Here is a 19,997-nt window from a genome sequence, read left to right on the forward strand (position 1 = left end):
TGGCCGAGATCGAAACCCCGATTCCGGGTCTCAAGCAGACGCCGTCCGAGCCCACCGGCGAAAGGCGGGTTGGTGGATAGCACCGTGCGATGGTTGGTGACGGCCCTCTTCGCCGTCAGCTTCGCGGCCTACGCGTATTTCCTTGTCGCCCAACGACGCTGCTGGACCGGCGTGGTGAGCCAGCTGCTGCACCTGGCGATGTCGGCGGTGATGATCTTGATGGCCTGGGGGGTGGGCATGAGTCTGCCGACCATCGTGGCGGCGACGTGCTTCTTGCTCGGTGGCGCCTGGTTCGTCGGCATCGCCGGCCATGCGCCCTGGGCCGCCGACGGCAGGCTCACGAATTACTACTACGCCCTGATGATGGTGGCGATGGCCTGGATGTACGGGGCGATGAACGGCAGCTTGCCGGGCCACTCGGAGCACGCCGGCGCGGATGGGATGAACATGCCCGCACACAGCGCCGCATCGGGGGTGCAGCACGCCGCACACCACCTGCCGCAGCCCGCGGCGAACTGGGTCAGCATGGTGAACTGGACCGCGGCCCTCGGGTTCGGCGCGGTGGCGATTTTCTGGGCGTACCGCTGGATGACGCAGCACTGGAGGAGGCTGATGCCGCGCACCGTTGGCCTCACGTACGCGCAAATCGTGACGCAGGCGGTCACCGCCGCCGGCACGGCGCTGATGTTCGCCGACATCGTGTGATCCGAGTCGCTGCTCTATACCTGGTACATGGCGACCTACGCGTGGACAGTGATCGGAGCCGGGCCCGCGGGGATTGCCGCGGTGGGAAGGCTGCTCGATCAGGGCATACCGCCCGACAAGCTCGCCTGGGTGGATCCCGCCTTCGCCGCGGGAGACCTGGGCGGCAAGTGGAGGTCGGTGTCGAGCAACACCATCGCCGGCACGTTCATGAGTTTCTTGAATGGCTCTGCGGCCTTTCGGTTCTCACAAGCCCCGCCGACGCCGCTGGCCGAAGTCGACCCCGAGGAGACCTGCGCCCTTGCCCTGGTCGCCGACCCGTTGGTGTGGGTGACCGACCGGCTGCGCGAGCGGGTGCACGTGTTCGAGACGACGGCCACCACCCTGACCCTGCGGCGACGGCAGTGGCGGATCGAAACGTTGGACCCGGAACTGACTTCGGACAACGTGATTCTCGCCGTCGGTGCGGTGCCCAGAACGCTCGACTACCCCATCGAAGAGATTCCGGTCGAGGTCGCACTCGATGCCGACAAACTCGCCGGGGTGCCGCTGGAGGGCGCGACGGTTGCCGTCTTCGGCTCGTCGCACTCGTCGATGATCGCGCTGCCGCACCTGCTGCGGCTTCCGGTCGGCAAGGTGATCAATTTCTACCGCAGCCCACTCAAATACGCTGTCTATCTGGATGATTGGATCCTGTTCGACGACACCGGCCTCAAGGGGCGCGCCGCCGAGTGGGCCCGCGAGAACATCGACGGGGTGCATCCAGAGCGGTTGGAGAGGTGCTTGGTTGCGAGCCCGCAATTCGAAGCGAAGATGGCCGAGTGCGACCGCGCGGTCTACACCGTCGGTTTCGAGCCGCGGAAGCTGCCCGAGACGCCGCAATGGGGTCCGCTGCAGTACAACCGGATGAACGGAATCCTTGCCCCCGGTTTGTTCGGGCTGGGCATCGCGTTTCCCGAGTACGCCGAAGACCCCTACGGCTACGGGCAATACCGGGTGGGCCTCAAGAAGTTCATCGATTACCTCGACGCGGTTCTTCCACTGTGGATGGTCTACGGGACGTGACGAACGCCGTGTGCGACCGACATTGCAGATTTCGAAGCCGGGCGCGCGCCGGTCGAACCGTCAGCGGCGGAGCAGCAGCGCCGAGTCGCCGCGGCGGCGGTACACGGAGCCGAACCGGGCGTCGATGCGCAGCCAGGTCGGCAGGATCCGGACGCGGATCATTTCGTCGGCGTCGACGGCATCGGGAGACTGCGGCAGGAAACCCATTGCGGTCAAGGCGAACACACACCGCATGGGCAGCCCCACGCTGACGTCGGGTGAACTCACCTGAATGACCTCCTGGTCGAGCAGCGACACGGGCGGGCCGTGAGAACTGCCGTGTTCCTTGGCCAGTTGCGCCCCCCGCTGCGCCAGGCCGAGCATCACGCGGGCGGGTATGTCCTCGAGGTGGGTGAAGCCGGTGTCCGGGGGCAACGCTCCGCGCCACGCGGAGTCCATCGCGAAGCCGGGATCGACGTAGCCCGAGTCGTCCATCGCCGCCAGGCCCCGCGCCAGGGCATCCGCGCCCACCGACAGATCCTCGGGCCGGACTTCGCCGCCCACCACGCGGCTGGCCAGGACGTCGAAACCCGTTGCCACCCAGGCCGTCAGCAACCCGGGCGCTCGGCTGCGAAGGCGAATGACCGCGGCGTCGTCAAGACGCTGCGCGTGACCGACGAACGCGGCCAGGTCCCTGCGCTGAGCGGTCCGGTCCTGCGGCCCCAGCCAAAGCCCCCGGTCAGCTACCGAATCCACCGCTGCAGATACTCCCGATGGTGCGGGGAGAGCCGGACCAGCCGCTGCTCCTCGATATGGACCGCCGCCAGCTGCGATTCGGCGATGACGGCGGGTTTGGCGTCCGGGTCGGCGTTGACCGAGCGCACTTCGTACCCGAGGGTGAAATCGACCGCCCGCAGCCGTTTCGTCCAGATCGTCACTTGCAGCGGTGAATCGACCAGGCGCAACTGGTCCTTATAGGTGACCCGGACGTCGGCGATCAGCAGGCCGATGGTGGTGATGTCGGCGCCGAACGGTTCGGAAAGGAACGGGACCCGCGCCTCCTCCAAGATGGTGACCATGGTGGCGTGGTTGACGTGCTGGTACATGTCGATGTCCGACCAGCGCACCGGTACGGGGGCCACGAAGCCGACGCTCAACTCGACGATCCTCTTCCGCTGGTGCGGGTCATGCGCCGGATCTGACGCGCGGCCACCGACAGCGTCGCAAGATCCTTCTCCCCGCCTTCCTGGATTTCGACGAGGGTGCGGCGGGCCCGCTCCACCCTGGAGGCGGACAGGTGTTCCCACTCGGCGATCTTCTCCTCGCCGCTTTCGTCCGGCTCCCCCACGGCGAGCACATCGAAGCACAACGATCGCAGCGAGGCGTAGATGTCGTCGCGAATCGCCAGGCGAGCCAGGGAATGCCAGCGATCATTGCGGGGCAGTTCGGAGACCGCCGTCAGCAGGCTGTCGGTGCCCAGCCGGTCCATCAGGGCGAAGTAAGTGTCTGCGACCTCGGCGGCGTCGATGTCGTTGATGTCGCCGATGTCGATGATGTCCAGCAGGCTGAAACGGTACAGACCGGCGGCGATCATGTACGCCAGGTCCTCGGGTGTTCCCTGCGACGCGAACTCGGCGGCTTCCTTTTCGACGATCGCCTTGTCGTCGCCGCGCAGCCACTCCGACATTCGGGGGGTCAGTTTTTTGACCTTCGCGGCGAACCGGTTGATTTCGGCGCCGACGGCCAGCGGCTGTGGACGGTAGTTGAGCAGCCAGCGGCCGGCGCGATCGATCAAGCGCCGGGTATCCAGCGTGAGCCGATCCGACAGGGCCACCGGCAGATTGGCCGCGCGGATCCGCCGCCAGATCTCGCCCACGCCGAAGATGACGTCGGTGGCGACGTAGGTCCGGACCGCGTCGACAGGTCCCACGCCGACATCTTCGGTGATCCGGAACGCATAGCTGATGCCGGCGGTGTCGACCAGGTCGTTGATCAGCATCGTGGTGACGATCTCGCGGCGCAACTGATGCGTACGGATCTCGGCGCCGAACCGTTCCCGCAACGGCGTCGGGAAGTACTGGGGCAACCGGGATGCGAACACGTCCTGCTCGGTCAGCTCGGTGTTCAGCATCTCCTCTTTGAGCCCGAGTTTCACGTGCGCCATCAGGGTGCACAGCTCGGGCGAGGTGAGGCCGATGCCGGCCTCACACCTCCGGTCGATTTCCTTCTCCGATGGCAGCGCTTCCAATTCGCGGTTCAGCCCCCGCTCGTCGACCAGGTACTGAATCTGCCTGCCGTGCACCGGCAGCATGCTCGCCGCGTTGGCGCGGCTGGTGCCGATCAAGTCGTTCTGGTCTTCGTTGTCGGTGAGCACCAGCTTTGCGACCTCGTCGGTCATCGACTCCAGCAGCTCCTTGCGCTCGCCGGGGTGGACCCTGCCCGCGGTGACCAGCGAGTCGATCAGGATCTTGATGTTGACCTCGTGGTCCGAGCAGTCCACGCCGGCGGAGTTGTCCATCGCGTCGGTGTTGATGCGCCCGCCCGACAGATCGAACTCGACCCGGCCCAGGGCGGTCACACCCAGGTTGCCGCCCTCGCCGATCACCTTGGCGCGCACCTGACTTGCGTTGACCCGCACCGGGTCGTTGGCGCGATCGCCGACGTCGGAGTCGGATTCGGATTCGGCCTTGATGTAGGTGCCGATGCCGCCGTTGAACAGCAGATCGACCGGCGCCTGCAAGATCGCCTTGATCAGGTTCGGCGGGGTCATCTCGGTGATTTCGCCGTCGATGCCCAACGCCTCGCGCACCTGCGGGCTGACGGGAATGGATTTGTGTTCGCGGCTGTACACCCCACCGCCCTGGCTGATCAACGACTTGTCGTAGTCGTCCCAGCTGGAGCGTGGCAGGTCGAACATGCGCCGGCGTTCCTCCCACGAGGCCGCGGTGTCGGGGTCGGGGTCGAGGAAGACGTGCCGGTGATCGAAGGCGGCGATCAACCGGATGTGTTTGGACAACAGCATGCCGTTGCCGAACACGTCGCCGCTCATGTCGCCGATGCCGACCACCGTGAAGTCCTCGGCCTGGGTGTCGACGCCCATCTCGCGGAAGTGTCGTTTGACGGCCTCCCACGCACCCTTGGCGGTGATGCCCATGGCCTTGTGGTCGTAGCCCACCGATCCGCCGGACGCGAACGCGTCTCCCAACCAGAATCCGTAGGACTTGGCGACGTCGTTGGCGATGTCGGAGAAGGTGGCGGTGCCCTTGTCCGCGGCCACCACCAGGTAGGCGTCGTCGCCGTCGCGCCGGATCACCTCGGACGGCGGGCTGACCTTCTTCGTTTTGTGGTCGACGTTGTCGGTGACGTCGAGCAGTCCGGAGATGAACAGCTGATAGCAGGCGACGCCTTCGGCCCGGCTGGCCTCGCGGTCCTCCGCCGGGTCCCCGGTCGGCATCGGCGGCCGCTTGACGACGAAGCCCCCCTTGGCGCCGACCGGCACGATGACGGCGTTCTTCACCGCCTGCGCCTTGACCAGGCCGAGGATCTCGGTGCGGAAGTCGTCGCGCCGGTCCGACCAGCGCAGCCCGCCCCGCGCCACCGGACCGAAGCGCAGGTGCACGCCTTCCACGCGGGGCGAATAGACGAAGATCTCGTACTTGGGGCGCGGCAGCGGAAGCTCGTCGATGAGCTGAGCGTTGAGCTTGAGGGCCAGCACATTTCGTGCGCGGGCCGAACCTTCTCGCGTGACGAAGTAATTGGTGCGCAACGTCGCCTGGACCAGCGACGCGAACGCCCGCAGGATGCGGTCGGTGTCCAGGCTCATCAGCGCGTCGATGTCGGCGGCGACCGCGGCGGCCGCCGCCTGGGCGTCGCGGTTCGCCGACGCACGGGACGGGCGCGGATCAAAGAGCGCCTCGAACAGGACGACCAGCGATCGCGCGGTGGAGGGGTGCTCGTTGAGCACCGACTCGATGTAGGACTGGCTGTACGGAAAGCCCGCCTGCCGTAGGTATTTCGCGTACGCGCGCAGCAGCACGACTTGCTGCCAGGTCAGCCGTGCCCGCATGACCAGCTCGTTGAACCGGTCGATCTCGACGCGACCCTGCCAGATCGCCGTGACCGCGTCGGCGAATCGTTGCGCGGTCGCCTCGCGGTCGGCCGTCGTCGTCGCGGGCGCGATGGTGGGGTGCGTCGAAATCTTGAACTGGTAGATCCACACCGGCAGCCCGTCCGGACGGGTCACCGTGAACGGCCGCTCCTCGAGCACCACCACGCCCATGCTCTGCAGCATCGGCAGCAGCTGGCTCAGCGAGGCGGTGCGCCCACCCAGGAACCAGGTCAGCTGGGCGGCACCCTCCTCACCGCGTTCGGAGAACACCAGCTTGACCGAGTTGTCCTGCAGCTCTTCGATGATCGCGATGTGCTCGATGGCATCCGCGGGGGTGACCGCCTGTTTGTAGACCTCGGGGAAGGCGGTCGCGTAGTGCTCGGCGTCGCCATGCTCGACGGAACCGTCCGCGGCCGCCGCGATCAACCGGTCGGTCCAGGTGCGCGCGGCCTCGCTCAGCATGCCCTGGATGCGGACCCGGTTGTCCTCCGAGACGTCCGGCGGTGCCGCGTGTTCGGGCAGCCGGACCATGAAATGCATGAGGGCCCAGGGCGATTCGCTGACACGAGCGGTGAATTCCAGTCGCGCGCCTCCGAACTCGCGGACCAGGATGTCCTCGATCTGAAGCCGCACCTGCGTGGTGTAGCGATCGCGGGGCAGGTAAACCAGGCACGAGACGAAGTATTGGAGCCGGTCGGCCCGCAGGAACAACAGCGCCCGACGCTGGGATCCCAGGTCGACCACCGCTTTGGCCATCGTCAACAGCCGTTCGGCGCTCAGCGTGAACAGTTCCGAGCGCGGAACGGTCTGAATGACGTCGAGCAGCAGCTGGCCGGGGTGGATCGAGTCGCTGTCGGCCAGGGTGAGCGCCTCGCGCACCCGGGTCGAGACCGTCGGGATCTCCAGGACGTCCGCGTTCATCGCGGCGACGGTGAACAGCCCCACGAAGCGATGCTCGACGACACCGTCCTCGCCGCCGCAGTTTTCCCGAATCGCGATGGCGTACGGGTAGGCGCCGTAGCGCAGGTAGCTGCCCACGACCGATTGCGCGAGCACCAGCAGTGTGTCGTCGTCGGTCAACCGGGGGCGGGAACCGGTGCGGGTGCGCAGGACGCCCAGGCCCGGTGACCCGTCGCCGGAGACCGAGCCGTCGTGCACGTGGCAGCGCTGGTAGCCGAGTAGCAGGAAGTTGCCGTTGCCCAGCCAGCGCAGCAGCGCCGCGACATCCTCGCGGTCGGGGGCCGTGAAGTGGCCCTGCGCGTTGGTTTCGACTTCCGCGGCCAGGCCGCTCAGGGTGGCGATCAACACGCCCGCGTCGCTGGCGACCTGTTGCACGTCGGAAAGGACCTTGGGCAACAGCCGTTCGACTTCGGCGAGGCCCTTGCTGTCGACCGACGGCAGCAGTTGCACGTGTATCCACGCCTCGCCCTCGTACTGGGGGGCGCCGGGCGGTTTGGGGTCGAGGCTGACCAACTCGCCCGTCGGTTTGCGGTGCACCTCGAACACCGGGGTCATGATGGCCGTGTAGGACACGCCGAGCCGGTGCAGCAGCACCGTGACGGAGTCCATCAGCATGCCGCCGTGATCGGTGACGACTTGCAGCGCGGGCCCGAACCCGGCCGGGTGGTCCGGCGGGTAGACCGCGACCCGGCTTTGACCGGCCGGGCGATGCTGCCCGAGCCGGTAGTGGGCGCCGAGCATGCCCGGAGTCAGGATGGCCGACGGGAGGGTCAGGTCGATGGGACCGGATTCCGCGGCCCCGGGTTGGTCGCCGTGCGGACCGCGATAGCTCTCGATATAGGCCTTCGCGATCCAGTCCGGAATGTCCTGCGGCTGCGCGAAGGCGGTCCACGGTTTGAGGGCCTGCCTGGCTCCGGGATCGATCGTCATGCCGATGGCTCCCAACTCGTGACAGATGCCGCTGTGCTCAACCGCCCACTGACCCCGCGAGGGGGGCGCCCCCACAACGGCCATGTGGGCCGCATCGTCGGGGCTGCGAGGCTGACACTAGTCGCGCGTGAGCTTCCGGTGGGTCACTCTGTGCGGCCGCGCCGCATCGACCCCGAGCCGTTCGACCTTGTTCTCCTCGTAGGCGCCGAAGTTGCCCTCGAACCAGAACCACTTGGCCTCGTTGTCCTCGTCGCCCTCCCACGCCAGGATGTGCGTGCAGGTGCGGTCCAGGAACCAGCGGTCGTGGGAGATCACCACCGCACAGCCCGGGAATTTCTCCAGGGCATTCTCCAGCGAACCCAGGGTCTCGACGTCGAGGTCGTTGGTCGGCTCGTCGAGCAGGATCAGGTTGCCGCCTTCCTTCAGCGTGAGCGCCAGGTTCAGCCGGTTGCGCTCGCCGCCGGACAGCACGCCGGCCGGCTTCTGCTGGTCTGGCCCCTTGAACCCGAACGCGGAAACGTAGGCGCGTGACGGGATCTCGTTCTGGCCGACCTCGATGTAGTCCAGCCCGTCGGAGACCACTTCCCACACGGTTTTCTTGGGGTCGATGCCGGCGCGGGACTGATCCACGTAGCTGAGCTTGACGGTCTCCCCGACCTTGACCGTGCCGCTGTCCGGCTGCTCGAGCCCGACGATGGTTTTGAACAGCGTGGTCTTGCCGACCCCGTTGGGGCCGATGACCCCGACGATGCCGTTGCGGGGCAGGGTGAACGACAAATCCTTGATCAGGGTGCGCCCGTCGTAGCCCTTGTCGAGGTGGTCTACCTCGACGACGACGTTGCCCAGCCGCGGCCCGACCGGGATCTGGATCTCTTCGAAGTCGAGCTTGCGCGTCTTCTCCGCCTCGGCGGCCATCTCCTCGTAGCGCTGAAGGCGGGCCTTGCTCTTGGCCTGGCGCGCCTTGGCCCCCGACCGGACCCAGGCCAGCTCCTCGGTGAGCCGCTTTTGCAGCTTGGCGTCCTTGCGGCCCTGCACCGACAACCGCTCGGCCTTCTTCTCCAGATATGTCGAGTAGTTGCCCTCGTAGGGATACGCGCGGCCGCGGTCGAGCTCGAGGATCCACTGGGCGACGTTGTCCAGGAAGTACCGGTCGTGGGTCACCGCCAGCACCGCGCCCGGGTAGGCGGCCAGGTGTTGTTCGAGCCACTGCACGCTTTCGGCGTCCAGGTGGTTGGTCGGCTCGTCGAGCAGCAACAGGTCGGGCTTGGACAACAGCAGCTTGCACAGCGCCACGCGGCGCCGCTCACCGCCGGACAGATTCGTCACCGGCTCGTCCGGCGGCGGGCAACGCAGGGCGTCCATGGCCTGCTCCAGCTGCGAGTCGAGGTCCCAGGCGTCGGCGTGGTCGAGGTCCTCCTGCAGCCGGCCCATTTCCTCCATCAACTCGTCGGAGTAGTCGGTGGCCATCAATTCGGCGACCTCGTTGAAGCGGTCCAGCTTGACCTTGATCTCGCCGAGCCCCTCCTCGACGTTGCCGCGCACCGTCTTCTCTTCGTTCAGCGGCGGCTCCTGCTGCAGGATGCCGACGGTGGCCCCGGTGGCCAGAAAGGCCTCGCCGTTGTTCGGCTTGTCCAGCCCGGCCATGATCCGCAAGACGCTCGACTTGCCGGCGCCGTTGGGGCCGACAACACCGATCTTGGCGCCCGGGTAAAAGCTCAACGTGACGTCGTCCAGGATCACCTTGTCGCCGTGCGCCTTGCGGACCTTTTTCATCGTGTAGATGAACTCAGCCATGCCGCGGGTATGCCTTTCTGGTTCTTTGAGAAAGCTCTCGCCGACCATCCTAGGCACCGCGCGGGAAGCCGGATCCCGCAGCTAAGCCGACAGCGGCAGCGGTCCCGTTGCGGCGGACTCGACGCTGTCGCCGGCGTCGGCGTCCTCACCAGTGGCGTCGGTCGCATCCGTCGCGGGCGTGGTGGCGTCGCCGGCGGTCGGGCCGGCATAGCCCGGCCGCTCGATGCGCACGATCGCGCGGGACACATCGGGCCCGACCGAGGTGGCACGCATCTCCAGCGACGAGCGGCGGTTGCCGTCACGGTCCTCGTACTCGCTGGTGTAGACGTGACCCACCACGATCACCGGCGCACCCTTGCCCAGCGCGGCGCCCACGCCGGTGACCAGCTTGCCCCAGCAATTGACGTTGATGAACAGCGAGTTGCCCGGCTCCCAGCCGCCGTCGGCGGTGCGCCGCCGGGAATTGCTGGCGACGCGGAACTTGATGACCTCCTGGGTGCCGACCTGCCGGCGCTCGGGGTTGTTGACGATGTGGCCGACGACCGTTAGCGGGGTTTCGAACATTGGAATGATCCCTTCCTTGATTGCCATGGGCGGCGAACGCGCCGCCGCACGTCCTGGCACCTATGAAGCGCGACGCCCCCGACGGGCCGGCCGGGTGCACGGGCCCGAATCGGGCGGTGGCCGCCGCCCCTGTGGAAAGAACCGCGTCTGTGGATCAGTCCGCGGGTTGGTGGGAGCGCTTCGGCGTCTCGTCCCGTCGCGCCAGCTCGGCCAGCATCGCGTTGTAGGCGACCAGCTCGGCGTCGTCGTCGCGGTCGGCGGCCCGGTCCAGGCGCCGGGCCGTGCGGTCGTCGCTGCGCGCCCACTGCACCAGCAGGGCCAGCATCACGATCACCAGGGGCAGCTCCCCGGCCGCCCAGGCGATGCCGCCACCCAGCCGCTGGTCACCCAGCAGGTCGGTGTGCCAGCTCAAACCGAGCGAGCGGTAGTAGTCGGCGCCGAGCACCCTGCGGGTGCCCATCAGCACCACCCCGAAGAACGCGTGCAGCGGCAACGACGCGAACACCACGCCGACCTTGGCCAGCGGCGGGATCGGGCGCGGCGTGGGGTCGACCCCGATGACGATCCAGTAGAACAGGTAGCCGCTGACCAGGAAGTGCACGTTCATCGCCAGGTGGCCCGCGTGACTGCCCACGGCGGTGTCGAACAGGTTGGACAGGTACAGCCCGTAGAAGCCCGCGACGAACAACACCGTGGCTACCACCGGGTTGGTGACGAATCGGGAATAGCGGCTGTGCAGCGCGGCCAAGATCCATTCCCGCATACCGGGCGGGTCGTCCCGGCCGGCGGCGGGCAACGCCCGCAGGGCCAGGCTCACCGGCGCGCCCAGCACCAGCAGGATGGGGACCAGCATCGACAGAACCATGTGGGCGACCATGTGCACGCTGAACATGGCCGGCATGTAGCGACCGACCCCCGACGAGGTGACGAACAGCAACGCGAAGCAGCCGAGCAGCCACGCCGCAGTGCGGCCCCGCGGCCACGCATCCCCGCGGCGGCGCAGCCGCACCATGGCGGCCACATAGAGGGCGGCGAGCACAATCGCGGCGCTGCCGAAGATCAGGTCGAAGCGCCAGTCGAAGAGGATGCGCGCCGGGGTGGGCGGCCCGTTGAAGTCGTAGCCGATCTCGGCTTCGGGAATCGAGGGCAGCCGGCCCGGCGGTGGTGGCGGCGGGGTGCGGCCCAGCCCGACGGCGACACCGAAGGTGAGGCCGAAGACGGCCGCCTCGGCGAGGGCCAGCCGGAGCAGGGAACGCCGCGCCCCGGACCGGGTCGGCTCCGCTTGCAACCGGGCGACCGTGGAGCGCCGCTGGCGCCACCCGATCACTCCCAGCACGCACAGCGCGACGAACTTGGCGAGCACCAAGCGGCCGTAATCGGTCGTCATCAGCTCCCCGGGCGGCACGCGCACCACGGCGTTCACCACCCCGCTGAGCGCCATCGCGACCCAGCACCACAACGCGACCGCGGAAAACCGCCGCGCGGCCAGGGCCAGGTGCCCGCCGCCGCGCAACCCGTAGGCGGCCAACGCCAGCAGGCCGCCGGCCCACACGGCGGCGGCCACGAGGTGGATCAGCAGGCTGTTGGTCGCCAGGTCGTGCGAACCACCCGCGGACGAGTGGCCGGTCAGCGCCAGCGGGATGAGCGTCAGCAACGAGCCCGCGAACAGCAGCGGTGTCCACGACCAGCGCAGCACCGACAGGCTGGCCAGCATCACCAGCGCGGCCAGCGCGGCGGTCCAGCGCCACGCGGAGGCGGTGGTGACCAGGCCCGCCACCGACCAAATTCGCACCGGGTCGAGCATCGCGGCCACCGGTCGGCCCGACACGTCGGAAATGGTCAGCGGGACCAGCAGGGCGGCACACACGGCCCACACGCCCGACGCCACCGTCCCCAGGCGAAGCGCCCGGTAGCCGTCGGCGTCCAGGACACCGCTGCGTTGCGGTGGCACGAAGAAAGCCGCGAACAGGAATGACCCGGCAGCCAGCACCGCGGCGATCTCCCCCGCCGCCCGGACGAACGGCAGCCCCAGCGTGGTGGCCGGGCCCGGGTTCGGCAGGCCGGTGGCGGTCAGGGCGTCGGCCAGCGACAGCGCGCCGATGCCCGCCGCCGTGCAGCCCGCCAGCACCGCGACGCCGACCAGCATGGGCCACACCGCCGCGCGGGGTCTGGCCTGAGAGCGGTCGACGGTCATACAGCCAGGGTATGGGCGCAGGCCGGCGACTACCGAGGCAGGCGTTCCTGACGCGCCTTGAGCTCGCGGGCGACGAACTGGTCGCGGGCGATCCGCCCGACGCGATCGGAATCCCGCAAGATGTCCCGCAGCTCACGCCGGAACGCGCTCCGCCGTTCGGCGAGATCGGGCGCCGGTGCGATCAGGTCCTGATCGCCGACGACCTGGTATGCGGTGGCGAACAGCAGGGTCGACACCGATTCGCTGCTGCGGACGCGGGTCTGCGCCACGTATTGACGGCCCACGCCGAGCGCCGATTCCGTCAACTTCTGCTGACCGACGTCGGGCGGTGCATCCCGCAGCACGTCGGCGACGATCTCGTAGGCCTCGAAGAACACCCGCAGCATCGCGTCCGCCATCAGCGGACGCTTGGCGAACAGCAACGCGTCGATCTCGTCGCCGCCGGCGGCGACGTGGGCTTCCCAATCGTCGTGCCATGCCATCTCTGCGGCGATGTTGTCCCGAAACGCCGCCGAGTCCGCGAAGTAGAAGTCGAACTTCAACAGGTCACGCAGCCGCATCGCCTGATCCCAGAAGGCCTGCATGCGGTCGCCCTCGGCGTGGCGGGCGTGTGCCAGCGCGAGCTCGACGATCGAGGTCTCCAGGAAGGCGTGGATGAGTGAGTTGCGGTAGAACGCCGCCTCGTGCTGTTTGGCCGGGGCGATGTGCCACACAGGCTCCCGGCCGCCGTCGACCCGGGTGATCGGGTGCCCGTTGGACAGCGCGTCGACCGCCGCCCGCACCCCGTCGCGCGAGCGCAGCCGCAGCGCGCTGGTGGACATCGGGGTTTGTTTGCGTTCCAGATAGTCGAGCGAATCCTGCAGGGTGTGGTGCAGCTGATCGAGGGTCAACGCCGCGCCGCGAGTGGTCAGCAGCAACGCGCAGACCAAACCCGTCGCCGTCACCGGCGTCGCCTGCAAGATCCGCCACGCGACCTGGAACGACATCTTCTGCAGCGCAAGGCGTTTGGCGTCCCGGTCGTGGGCCAGCGGACCGTGCGCCGGACCCAGGTACTGGCGCATCGAGACGGCCTCGGGGAAGCGGACGTAGATCTTGCCGTAGTTGCGTTCGCCCTGCGCCCTGATGAAGTTGTACAGCCAGCCAACGCCTTCGGGCGTCTTCTGGCCACCGCGGGCGTAGGCCGCGTACTCGTCGGTCTCGTGCAGCTGGTCGAAGCTGATCGACACCGGCTGCAGCAAGATGTCCTCGCTGCGGCCGTCCAGGTAGGCGTCGGCGACGTAGGCGAGCAGGCCGAGTTTGGGGGGCAGCATCTTGCCGGTGCGCGACCGGGTGCCCTCGATGGACCAACTCAGGTTGAACCGCTTCTCGACGATGTAGCCGACGTATTCGCGCAGGACGTATTTGTAGAGCGGGTTTTCGCCGATGTTGCGGCGGATGAAGATGACGCCGGACCGGCGCAACAGCGGACCCATCGCGCCGAACGACAGGTTGATCCCGGCGAACACGTGCACGGGCGGCAGCCGGTTCTCCTGCATCGCCACCGGGACCACCGCGCCGTCGATGTAGGACCGGTGCGAGAACAGCAGCACCGCCGGGTGGGTCTCCAGGGCGGTGCGCATGGCCGCCACCTGATACCCGTCGTAGTCGATCTCCGGATCGAATCCGCGGCTGAGCATCCTGCTGAGGACGGAAACGAGGTCGACGGACACCCGGCTCCAGCCGGTGGAGAGCTCGTCGAGCATCTGGCCGGCTTCCTCGACGGTTGCGCCGGGGATCTTCTTCAGCCCGGCGCGAAACCGGCTGGACTCCAAGATCTCCGGCTTCACCAGTCGCGGTGACTTGTACTGCGGCCCCAGGATTCGATATTCGACGCGTTCCAGCGCCAGCAGGGCGCGGCGGATGACGAAGCGGGCGAAGTCGCTCTCGTTCTCGCCGACGGTGATGTCGCGCCACTGCTGGTGCAGTTCGGAAACCTTCGCCGGCTCGCCGGCCACCACCCGCGCCCGTTGCGGGGCGTTGCGCACGATGTGCTGTTGCTGACGTTCGTTGGGCTGGTAGGGATCCCGCCCTGGGAGCAGGCCGGCCAGCTTGGCGATCCTGCCGCGATCCGGCGGCGGCAGCCAGAACACCCGCACCGGCACGATGGAGCGGTCGTCGGTGGCGTCGTCGCCGGCCCCGAGCTGCTCGATGAGCGCGCTCAGCGCATCGGGCGCCGCGTGCGGCGGCGGCAGTTCGAGGACGTCGAACCTCGCCTCCGGCTTGTCGCCGCGCTGTTGAGCCATCCAGGCCGTCACCAGTTCTCGCTCGACCGGCGAGGCCATCGACGCCAGCACCAGCGCGTCTTCGCCGGTCAGGACCGCGGTGGTATCCGCGGCCGGTTCGGTCACGGCTGCCCTTCGGGCGGTTCGGTGTTGACGGCCGCCCCGGCGGGCCGGTGTGCCTCGCCGTCTTTCAGGACGGCCTGGGACTCGTGCGGATTAGCCTGGGCCGGCTTGGCTTTCGGCGCGGCCTTCTTCGCCGGCGCCTTCTTTACCGTCGCCTTCGAGACACCTTTGGCCGCAGCCTTTTTCGCCGGAGCCTTGGCCTTTGTCGCCGCCTTCTGCTCGGCGTACAGGTCGGGCTGGGGCAACTCGCCGTCCACAGGCCAGTTGGCCAGCGTGTCCAGATACAGCTGTCGGACCGCGGCGATCCGCTCCGGTAGGTTCTCGACGGTCCAGTCCTGCACCGAAATCGGCGGAAACACCGCGACATCGACCGTCCCGGGGTTGACGACGGTGGAGTTCCGGGCGGCGACGAGTTCGGCGTTGCGGATCACGATCGGCACGATCGGGATTCCGGCGGCCATGGCCAAGCGGAACGGCCCCTTCTTGAACGGCCCGACCTCGGTGGTGTCGACCCGAGTGCCTTCCGGGGCGATCACGATCGAGAGCCCCTTCCTGGCCCGGTCTTCGACCTCGTGCATCGTCTCGACCGCGGCGACGGGATCGTCCCGGTCGATGAACACGCCGTCGAGCAGCTTGCCGAGGGTACCCATGACTGGGTCTTTCTTCAGCTCCTTCTTGCCGACGCCGATCCAGTTCTCCCGCACCAGCGCGCCGGCGATCACGGGGTCAACCTGGTTGCGGTGGTTGAAGATGAACACCGCCGGTCGCTGCGCGGTCAGGTTTTCCTGGCCGATGACGTTGAGCTGCACGCCCGTGATTGCCAGCGACAGCTGGGAGAAGGTCGAGGTGAAGAAGTTCACGCCGCGCCGGCGGTTGCGGGTCAGCACGCCGATGCCCACGGCGCCGGCGGCGACCGGGAACATCGAGCCGAAGCCGGCGAGGGTGCGCAGCTGGCGCCGCAGACCCACCGGGCCCCGGCTGCTGAATCGCAGGATCGGCCAGCCGCGGCGCTTGGCCACGGCGGCCATCTTGCCCTCGGGATTGGTGGGGCGCGGGTTGCCGACCAGATACATCAGGGCGACGTCCTCGTCCCCGTCGGCGTAGAAGTAGCTGTCCTTGAGGTCGATGCCATTCTCGGCCGCAAACCGTTGCACCGCAGCAGCTTTGCCCGGGCCCCACAGGATCGGCTTCTGCACACCGCCGGTGAGTATCCCGTCTTCGGTGGTCTCGAACTTGTTGGTGAGCATGTTCGAGATGCCCAAAAACCGCGCCACCGGGTTCACCTGGATGGTCAGCGCCGAGGAGCTGAGCACCACGGTGTGGCCGCGCGCGACGTGCGCCCGCACCAGCTCGCGCATCTCCGGGTAGATCCGCGACTCGATCCGCTGCACGAACAGCCGCTCGCCGATCTCCTCCAGGTCGTCCAGCAGGCGGCCGGCCAGCGCGGCGGCGGCCTTGCCGATGAGGTCCTCGAACTCGATGCGCCCCAGCGTGTGGCTCAGGCCGGCCTGAACCATGCCGAGCAGCTCGCCCACGCCCATGTCGCGGCGCAGCAGCCGCTCCTGGGTGAGGATCACCGCCGTGAAGCCGGCCACCAGCGTCCCGTCCAGGTCGAAGAACGCCCCGATCTTCGGACCCGGTGGGCTGGCCATGATCTCGGCGACCGAGCCGGGCAGGCGCATATCCGCCCCGGCGGCTCCGCGCTCGCCTTCCTGGTCCTTCCCGGTGCTCATGAGCCCGACACCGTCCGTGCCGAGGTCGCCGGTTCGGTGAACGAGGCGGGCACCGCGCGCGGCGCCCCCTCACCGGCCAGCGCCAGGATTTCGTCGAAGCCCTCCAGCAGGCATTGGGCGAACAGCGGCTCGTTGCGCACCGCCGCCCTGTCGTAGCGCACGGTGATGGTGCACCACCCGCCGCGCGAGATCAGGACGACCATCATCGCGACACCCGGCAGTGGGCCGATGCCGTACTGCCGCAACACCTTTGCACCGGCGATGTAGGTGTCTCCGGGGTAGACCGGGACATTGCTGGCCTGCACGTCGGAGCCGATCACCGAACCGGTGATCCCCTCGAGAACCGCGGTGGGCAGGACGCTGAGCAGTGGGGCGACCGAACCGATGATGTTCATCGCGGGCTCGTCGCGGCGCTGCGTCATCTGCGCGCGGATCTTCTTCATCCGCGAAACCGGGTCGACGGTACCGACGGGCGCGGCCAGGTTGACACCGGTGAACCGGTTGCCGCCGGCCGTGTCGGCTTCGGCCCGCAGGTTCACCGGCACCGCCATCGGCAGCGTGCTGATCGGCACGCCGAGTGCCTCGTGGTAGCGCCGCAAGGCGCCGCACAGGCCGGCGAGGTAGGCGTCGTTGATCGATCCCCCGCCGGCCTTGGCGGCCCGGTGCAGGTCGGCGAGCGGAATGTCGATCGCCTCGGTGCGGGTGGCCAGGCTACGCCGGCGCAGCAGCGGCGACGGCTCGGCGGCCCGGTTGAGCACCCGCATGCCCGAGAGGGCGTAGCCGACGATTCCGGACACCGTGGACGTCGGCTCCAGGACCACCCGTCCGGCCGCCGATACCGCCCCCGCGACCGCACTCACGACGCCGCCGACCACGGCGGTGGGCAGGTGGTTAATGCCTTGCCGCATCAGGTCGTTGGGCGTGAGGTCCTGCGGGATGGGCAGCGGGGGCGTCGGCTTTGCGGGAGGGTTGCGCTCGAGGTCATAGATTTCGGCGAACATCTGCACCCCGCCGACTCCGTCGGTGACCGCGTGGCTGACGTGCAGCAGCGTCGCGGCTTTCCCGCCGGCCAGACCCTCGACGAGGGTGGCCGTCCACAGCGGCCGGGAGATGTCCATCGGCGACTGCAGCATCACCTCGGCGAGGTTGAAGACGTCGCGCAGCGAGCCGGGTTCGGCCACCCGCACCCGCCGGACGTGGAACTCGAGGTTGAAGTCGGGGTCCACCACCCAGCGCGGCGACGCCGTCGGCAACGTCGGCACGACCACCTTCTGCCGCAGCCGCAACACCCGTCGGGAGGCGTTTTCGAACCGGCCCAGAAACTTGTGCCAGTCCGGCGTCGTGTCCAGAAGCTCGAGCGCCATGATCCCCGACCGGGTCCGGGGATTCGCTTCGCCCCGATGCATCAGATAGTCGACCGGCCCCAGCTGGTCGGACAATTTCACGACCCCATCGGACTCAGTCATGTCTTTCCGACCGACGCGCCAACCCTGTCACCGAAGATCAAGCCTCCTGCCTCGGACCCACCACCAACCCCATCGCCAACACAACGCTAGTCGGGTTGCCGCGCTGGTGAAAGGTGCGGTCGGGGCCTGGGCGCGGGTTACCGGTGGCCCGGCTCAGCTGGCCGATGTGGCCGCCAGCGGGACGAAGTCCAGCAGCGGGCTGACGCGCCGGCCGTAGACGACACCCAGGAAATCCGCGACGGCGTCGGCCGCCAGCCGCGAGCGGACCGTCGAGAGGATGTCGAACGCGTGGTGGGCGTTGGCGAGTTCGGCGTGGGCCACCGTGGGGGCGCCGGCCGCGCGCAGGGCGGCGCAGAAGGCCCGGGCCTGGCCGCTGGGAACCACTTCGTCCTTCTCGCCGTGCAGCACGAAGAACGGCGGCGCCTCGCTGTGCACGTAGGAGGCAGGCGACGCCGCGCGGAACCGCTCGGGCTCGTCGGCGTAGCGGGCCTTCATGACGAAATGCTCCAGGAACGGCAGCATCAGCTCGTGCATGTTGTCGAAGTCGGTGAAGTCGTACACCCCGTAGTAGGGCGCGACGGCCTGGACGGTGGTGTCGGAACTTTCGAAGCCGGGCTGGAACGCCGGTTCGTTCGGTGTGAGCGCGGCCAGGGAGGCCAGGTGCCCACCCGCCGAACCGCCGGTGATCGCGATGAAGTCGGGATCGCCGCCGTAGTCGGCGATGTTCTGGCGGACCCAGGCGATCGCCCTCTTCACGTCGATGAGGTGCGCGGGAAATGCGGAACGCGGGCTCTTGCAGTAGTTGATCGCGACGCAGATCCAGCCGAGGTCGGCCATGCGGCTCATCAGCGTGTAGGCCTGCACTCGTTTGTCCCCGACGGTCCACGCCCCGCCGGGAACCTGGATCAGCACCGGGGCCCGCCGCCCGGGCGCGAGATCGTGCCGCCGCCAGATGTCGAGCAAGTTGTCGCGTCCACCCGGACCGTAGGGGATGTCGGACGTCTGCGCCGCGTACCGGCGGTGCGGGCCGGGCCGGTTCAACACGCCGCCGCGCGGGGCACAGACGGGCTCAATGCCGGCCGGGTGGCACACCTGCTCGCGGAAGTCCGGGCCGAGCGATTCCTCGAGCGCGGCGCTGAGGGCCCGATCCGCCCGCTGCGCCGCCCAGGTGGTGCCGACGCGGCCGATGGACGGGTGCGCGACGCGCGACAACGCGTGCCCGGTCACGACGTGCGGGGGAAACTCCGTCGACAGCCAGCCGGCGAGGCAGCCCAGCGCGAACGGCGAGCCCCGCAGCAACAGCGTGCCGAACCGATAGGCGTCCTTCGCGTCGCCCGCCAGGCGTAATGCCTGGCTACCGGCCCACGAGCACCGGGAAGTCACGTGCGTGGTCACGCTCATAGCAACGCCACCCCTCGACGGTTTGCACACGCCTCGTTGCGGTAAACGGCCGATTACCGGCCGATGTTGTACGTGTGTCGAGGGTGCCAACCATAGCCGATACTTTCGGAGCCGGAACGGTTTTCGTGCACGGCGCGGCGGCGAGTCGGGCTACGACACGCCGTTGGAATAGACTGACCTGCACATTGCCTCCGTAGCTCAGGTGGATAGAGCAAGGGCCTTCTAATCCCTAGGTCGCACGTTCGAGTCGTGCCGGGGGCACCAACAGTTTTGTATGACGTCGGCTGATGGCTGACGTTTCGGCCTCGGGTGATGTCTGACGGTGTTTCGGTTGATCCGGGTGGGTCGCAGCTCGCTCGGCAAGACTCTGGTGCTAGCCCGCTAGTGACGAAGGCAGAGGGGACTCCAGGGGCGGTCCCCACGGCTGGGGCTGTGGTGAAGGCCCCAACATCTGAGGCAGTGGCGAGCCAGGCCCCAACATCTCAGGCAGTGGCGAGCCAGGCCCCAACATGTCAGGCAGTGGCGAGCCAGGCCCCAACATTTCAGGCAGTGGCGAGCCAGGCCCCAACATTTCAGGCAATAACGCCCAGGGCGGTGCCGCCAGCCCGGGTTCCCCCGGCAGTGGCGGCGGAGCTGGCGGGTCCGCCTGTGCCACGCCGCCGCCACTACCGAGCGCGGCCGCGCACAGCGCACCGGCGAGGGCGGATCCTGCCAGCA

At 68.4% G+C, this 19,997-nt stretch carries 12 protein-coding genes and 1 tRNA gene; 3 read left to right on the plus strand and 10 right to left on the minus strand.

What is annotated here, in order from left to right; translation table 11 throughout:
• Positions 1-72: 72 nt before the first annotated feature.
• On the plus strand, positions 73-705 hold the full coding sequence (locus G6N37_RS11315; protein WP_232075423.1) for a DUF5134 domain-containing protein: 633 nt from the start codon (positions 73-75) through the stop codon (positions 703-705).
• Positions 706-753: 48 nt separating this feature from the next.
• Positions 754-1,767 (plus strand): NAD(P)/FAD-dependent oxidoreductase, encoded by a 1,014-nt coding sequence (locus G6N37_RS11320; protein ID WP_163684926.1) that lies wholly within the window; start codon positions 754-756, stop codon positions 1,765-1,767.
• Positions 1,768-1,827: 60 nt separating this feature from the next.
• On the opposite strand, the gene G6N37_RS11325 is transcribed toward G6N37_RS11320, so the two are convergent.
• The 10 genes from G6N37_RS11325 to lipQ form a co-directional block, all read right to left on the minus strand.
• Positions 1,828-2,502, minus strand: coding sequence for a hypothetical protein (locus G6N37_RS11325; protein ID WP_163680052.1), 675 nt, complete (start codon positions 2,500-2,502; stop codon positions 1,828-1,830).
• Entirely contained in the window at positions 2,490-2,903 is a 414-nt protein-coding gene (locus tag G6N37_RS11330) for an acyl-CoA thioesterase (RefSeq protein ID WP_163680055.1), read from the minus strand. The genes G6N37_RS11325 and G6N37_RS11330 overlap by 13 nt, the downstream gene beginning before the upstream one ends.
• A complete protein-coding gene (locus G6N37_RS11335) occupies positions 2,900-7,744 on the minus strand; it encodes an NAD-glutamate dehydrogenase (protein ID WP_163680058.1) in 4,845 nt (1,614 codons plus the stop codon). Before G6N37_RS11335 ends, G6N37_RS11330 begins: the two co-directional genes overlap by 4 nt.
• Positions 7,745-7,861: 117 nt before the next feature.
• On the minus strand, positions 7,862-9,538 hold the full coding sequence (gene ettA / locus G6N37_RS11340; RefSeq protein ID WP_163680062.1) for an energy-dependent translational throttle protein EttA: 1,677 nt from the start codon (positions 9,536-9,538) through the stop codon (positions 7,862-7,864).
• Between the two features lie 81 nt (positions 9,539-9,619).
• Positions 9,620-10,102 carry a single-stranded DNA-binding protein gene (locus G6N37_RS11345; protein ID WP_163680064.1) on the minus strand — a complete coding sequence of 161 codons (483 nt, stop codon included), beginning with the start codon at positions 10,100-10,102 and terminating at the stop codon, positions 9,620-9,622.
• A gap of 154 nt (positions 10,103-10,256) precedes the next feature.
• Entirely contained in the window at positions 10,257-12,296 is a 2,040-nt protein-coding gene (locus G6N37_RS11350; RefSeq protein WP_163680067.1) for a cytochrome c oxidase assembly protein, read from the minus strand.
• A gap of 29 nt (positions 12,297-12,325) precedes the next feature.
• Positions 12,326-14,683, minus strand: a complete 2,358-nt coding sequence (locus tag G6N37_RS11355; RefSeq protein WP_163680071.1) for a glycerol-3-phosphate 1-O-acyltransferase — start codon at positions 14,681-14,683, stop codon at positions 12,326-12,328.
• Positions 14,680-16,413 (minus strand): HAD-IB family hydrolase/lysophospholipid acyltransferase family protein, encoded by a 1,734-nt coding sequence (locus tag G6N37_RS11360; RefSeq protein ID WP_163680074.1) that lies wholly within the window; start codon positions 16,411-16,413, stop codon positions 14,680-14,682. The genes G6N37_RS11355 and G6N37_RS11360 overlap by 4 nt, the downstream gene beginning before the upstream one ends.
• Positions 16,410-17,879, minus strand: coding sequence for a wax ester/triacylglycerol synthase family O-acyltransferase (locus tag G6N37_RS11365; protein WP_163680077.1), 1,470 nt, complete (start codon positions 17,877-17,879; stop codon positions 16,410-16,412). Before G6N37_RS11365 ends, G6N37_RS11360 begins: the two co-directional genes overlap by 4 nt.
• 153 nt (positions 17,880-18,032) lie before the next feature.
• Positions 18,033-19,280: an esterase LipQ gene (gene lipQ / locus G6N37_RS11370; RefSeq protein WP_163680080.1), complete on the minus strand. Its 1,248-nt coding sequence runs from the start codon at positions 19,278-19,280 to the stop codon at positions 18,033-18,035.
• Positions 19,281-19,467: 187 nt separating this feature from the next.
• On the opposite strand from lipQ, the gene G6N37_RS11375 reads away from it, so the two are divergent.
• Positions 19,468-19,544 (plus strand) — tRNA-Arg (locus G6N37_RS11375).
• Positions 19,545-19,997: the final 453 nt, after the last annotated feature.

This window comes from Mycobacterium seoulense (assembly GCF_010731595.1).
Classification (GTDB): domain Bacteria; phylum Actinomycetota; class Actinomycetes; order Mycobacteriales; family Mycobacteriaceae; genus Mycobacterium; species Mycobacterium seoulense.

What these genes read in the sequence shown, in the direction of transcription:
- G6N37_RS11345 (WP_163680064.1), bottom strand. Translation starts at nt 10,102, where the DNA reads ATGTTCGAAACCCCGCTAACGGTCGTCGGCCACATCGTCAACAACCCC.
- G6N37_RS11350 (WP_163680067.1), bottom strand. Translation starts at nt 12,296, where the DNA reads ATGACCGTCGACCGCTCTCAGGCCAGACCCCGCGCGGCGGTGTGGCCC.
- lipQ (WP_163680080.1), bottom strand. Translation starts at nt 19,280, where the DNA reads ATGAGCGTGACCACGCACGTGACTTCCCGGTGCTCGTGGGCCGGTAGC.
- G6N37_RS11365 (WP_163680077.1), bottom strand. Translation starts at nt 17,879, where the DNA reads ATGACTGAGTCCGATGGGGTCGTGAAATTGTCCGACCAGCTGGGGCCG.
- ettA (WP_163680062.1), bottom strand. Translation starts at nt 9,538, where the DNA reads ATGGCTGAGTTCATCTACACGATGAAAAAGGTCCGCAAGGCGCACGGC.
- G6N37_RS11335 (WP_163680058.1), bottom strand. Translation starts at nt 7,744, where the DNA reads ATGACGATCGATCCCGGAGCCAGGCAGGCCCTCAAACCGTGGACCGCC.
- G6N37_RS11360 (WP_163680074.1), bottom strand. Translation starts at nt 16,413, where the DNA reads ATGAGCACCGGGAAGGACCAGGAAGGCGAGCGCGGAGCCGCCGGGGCG.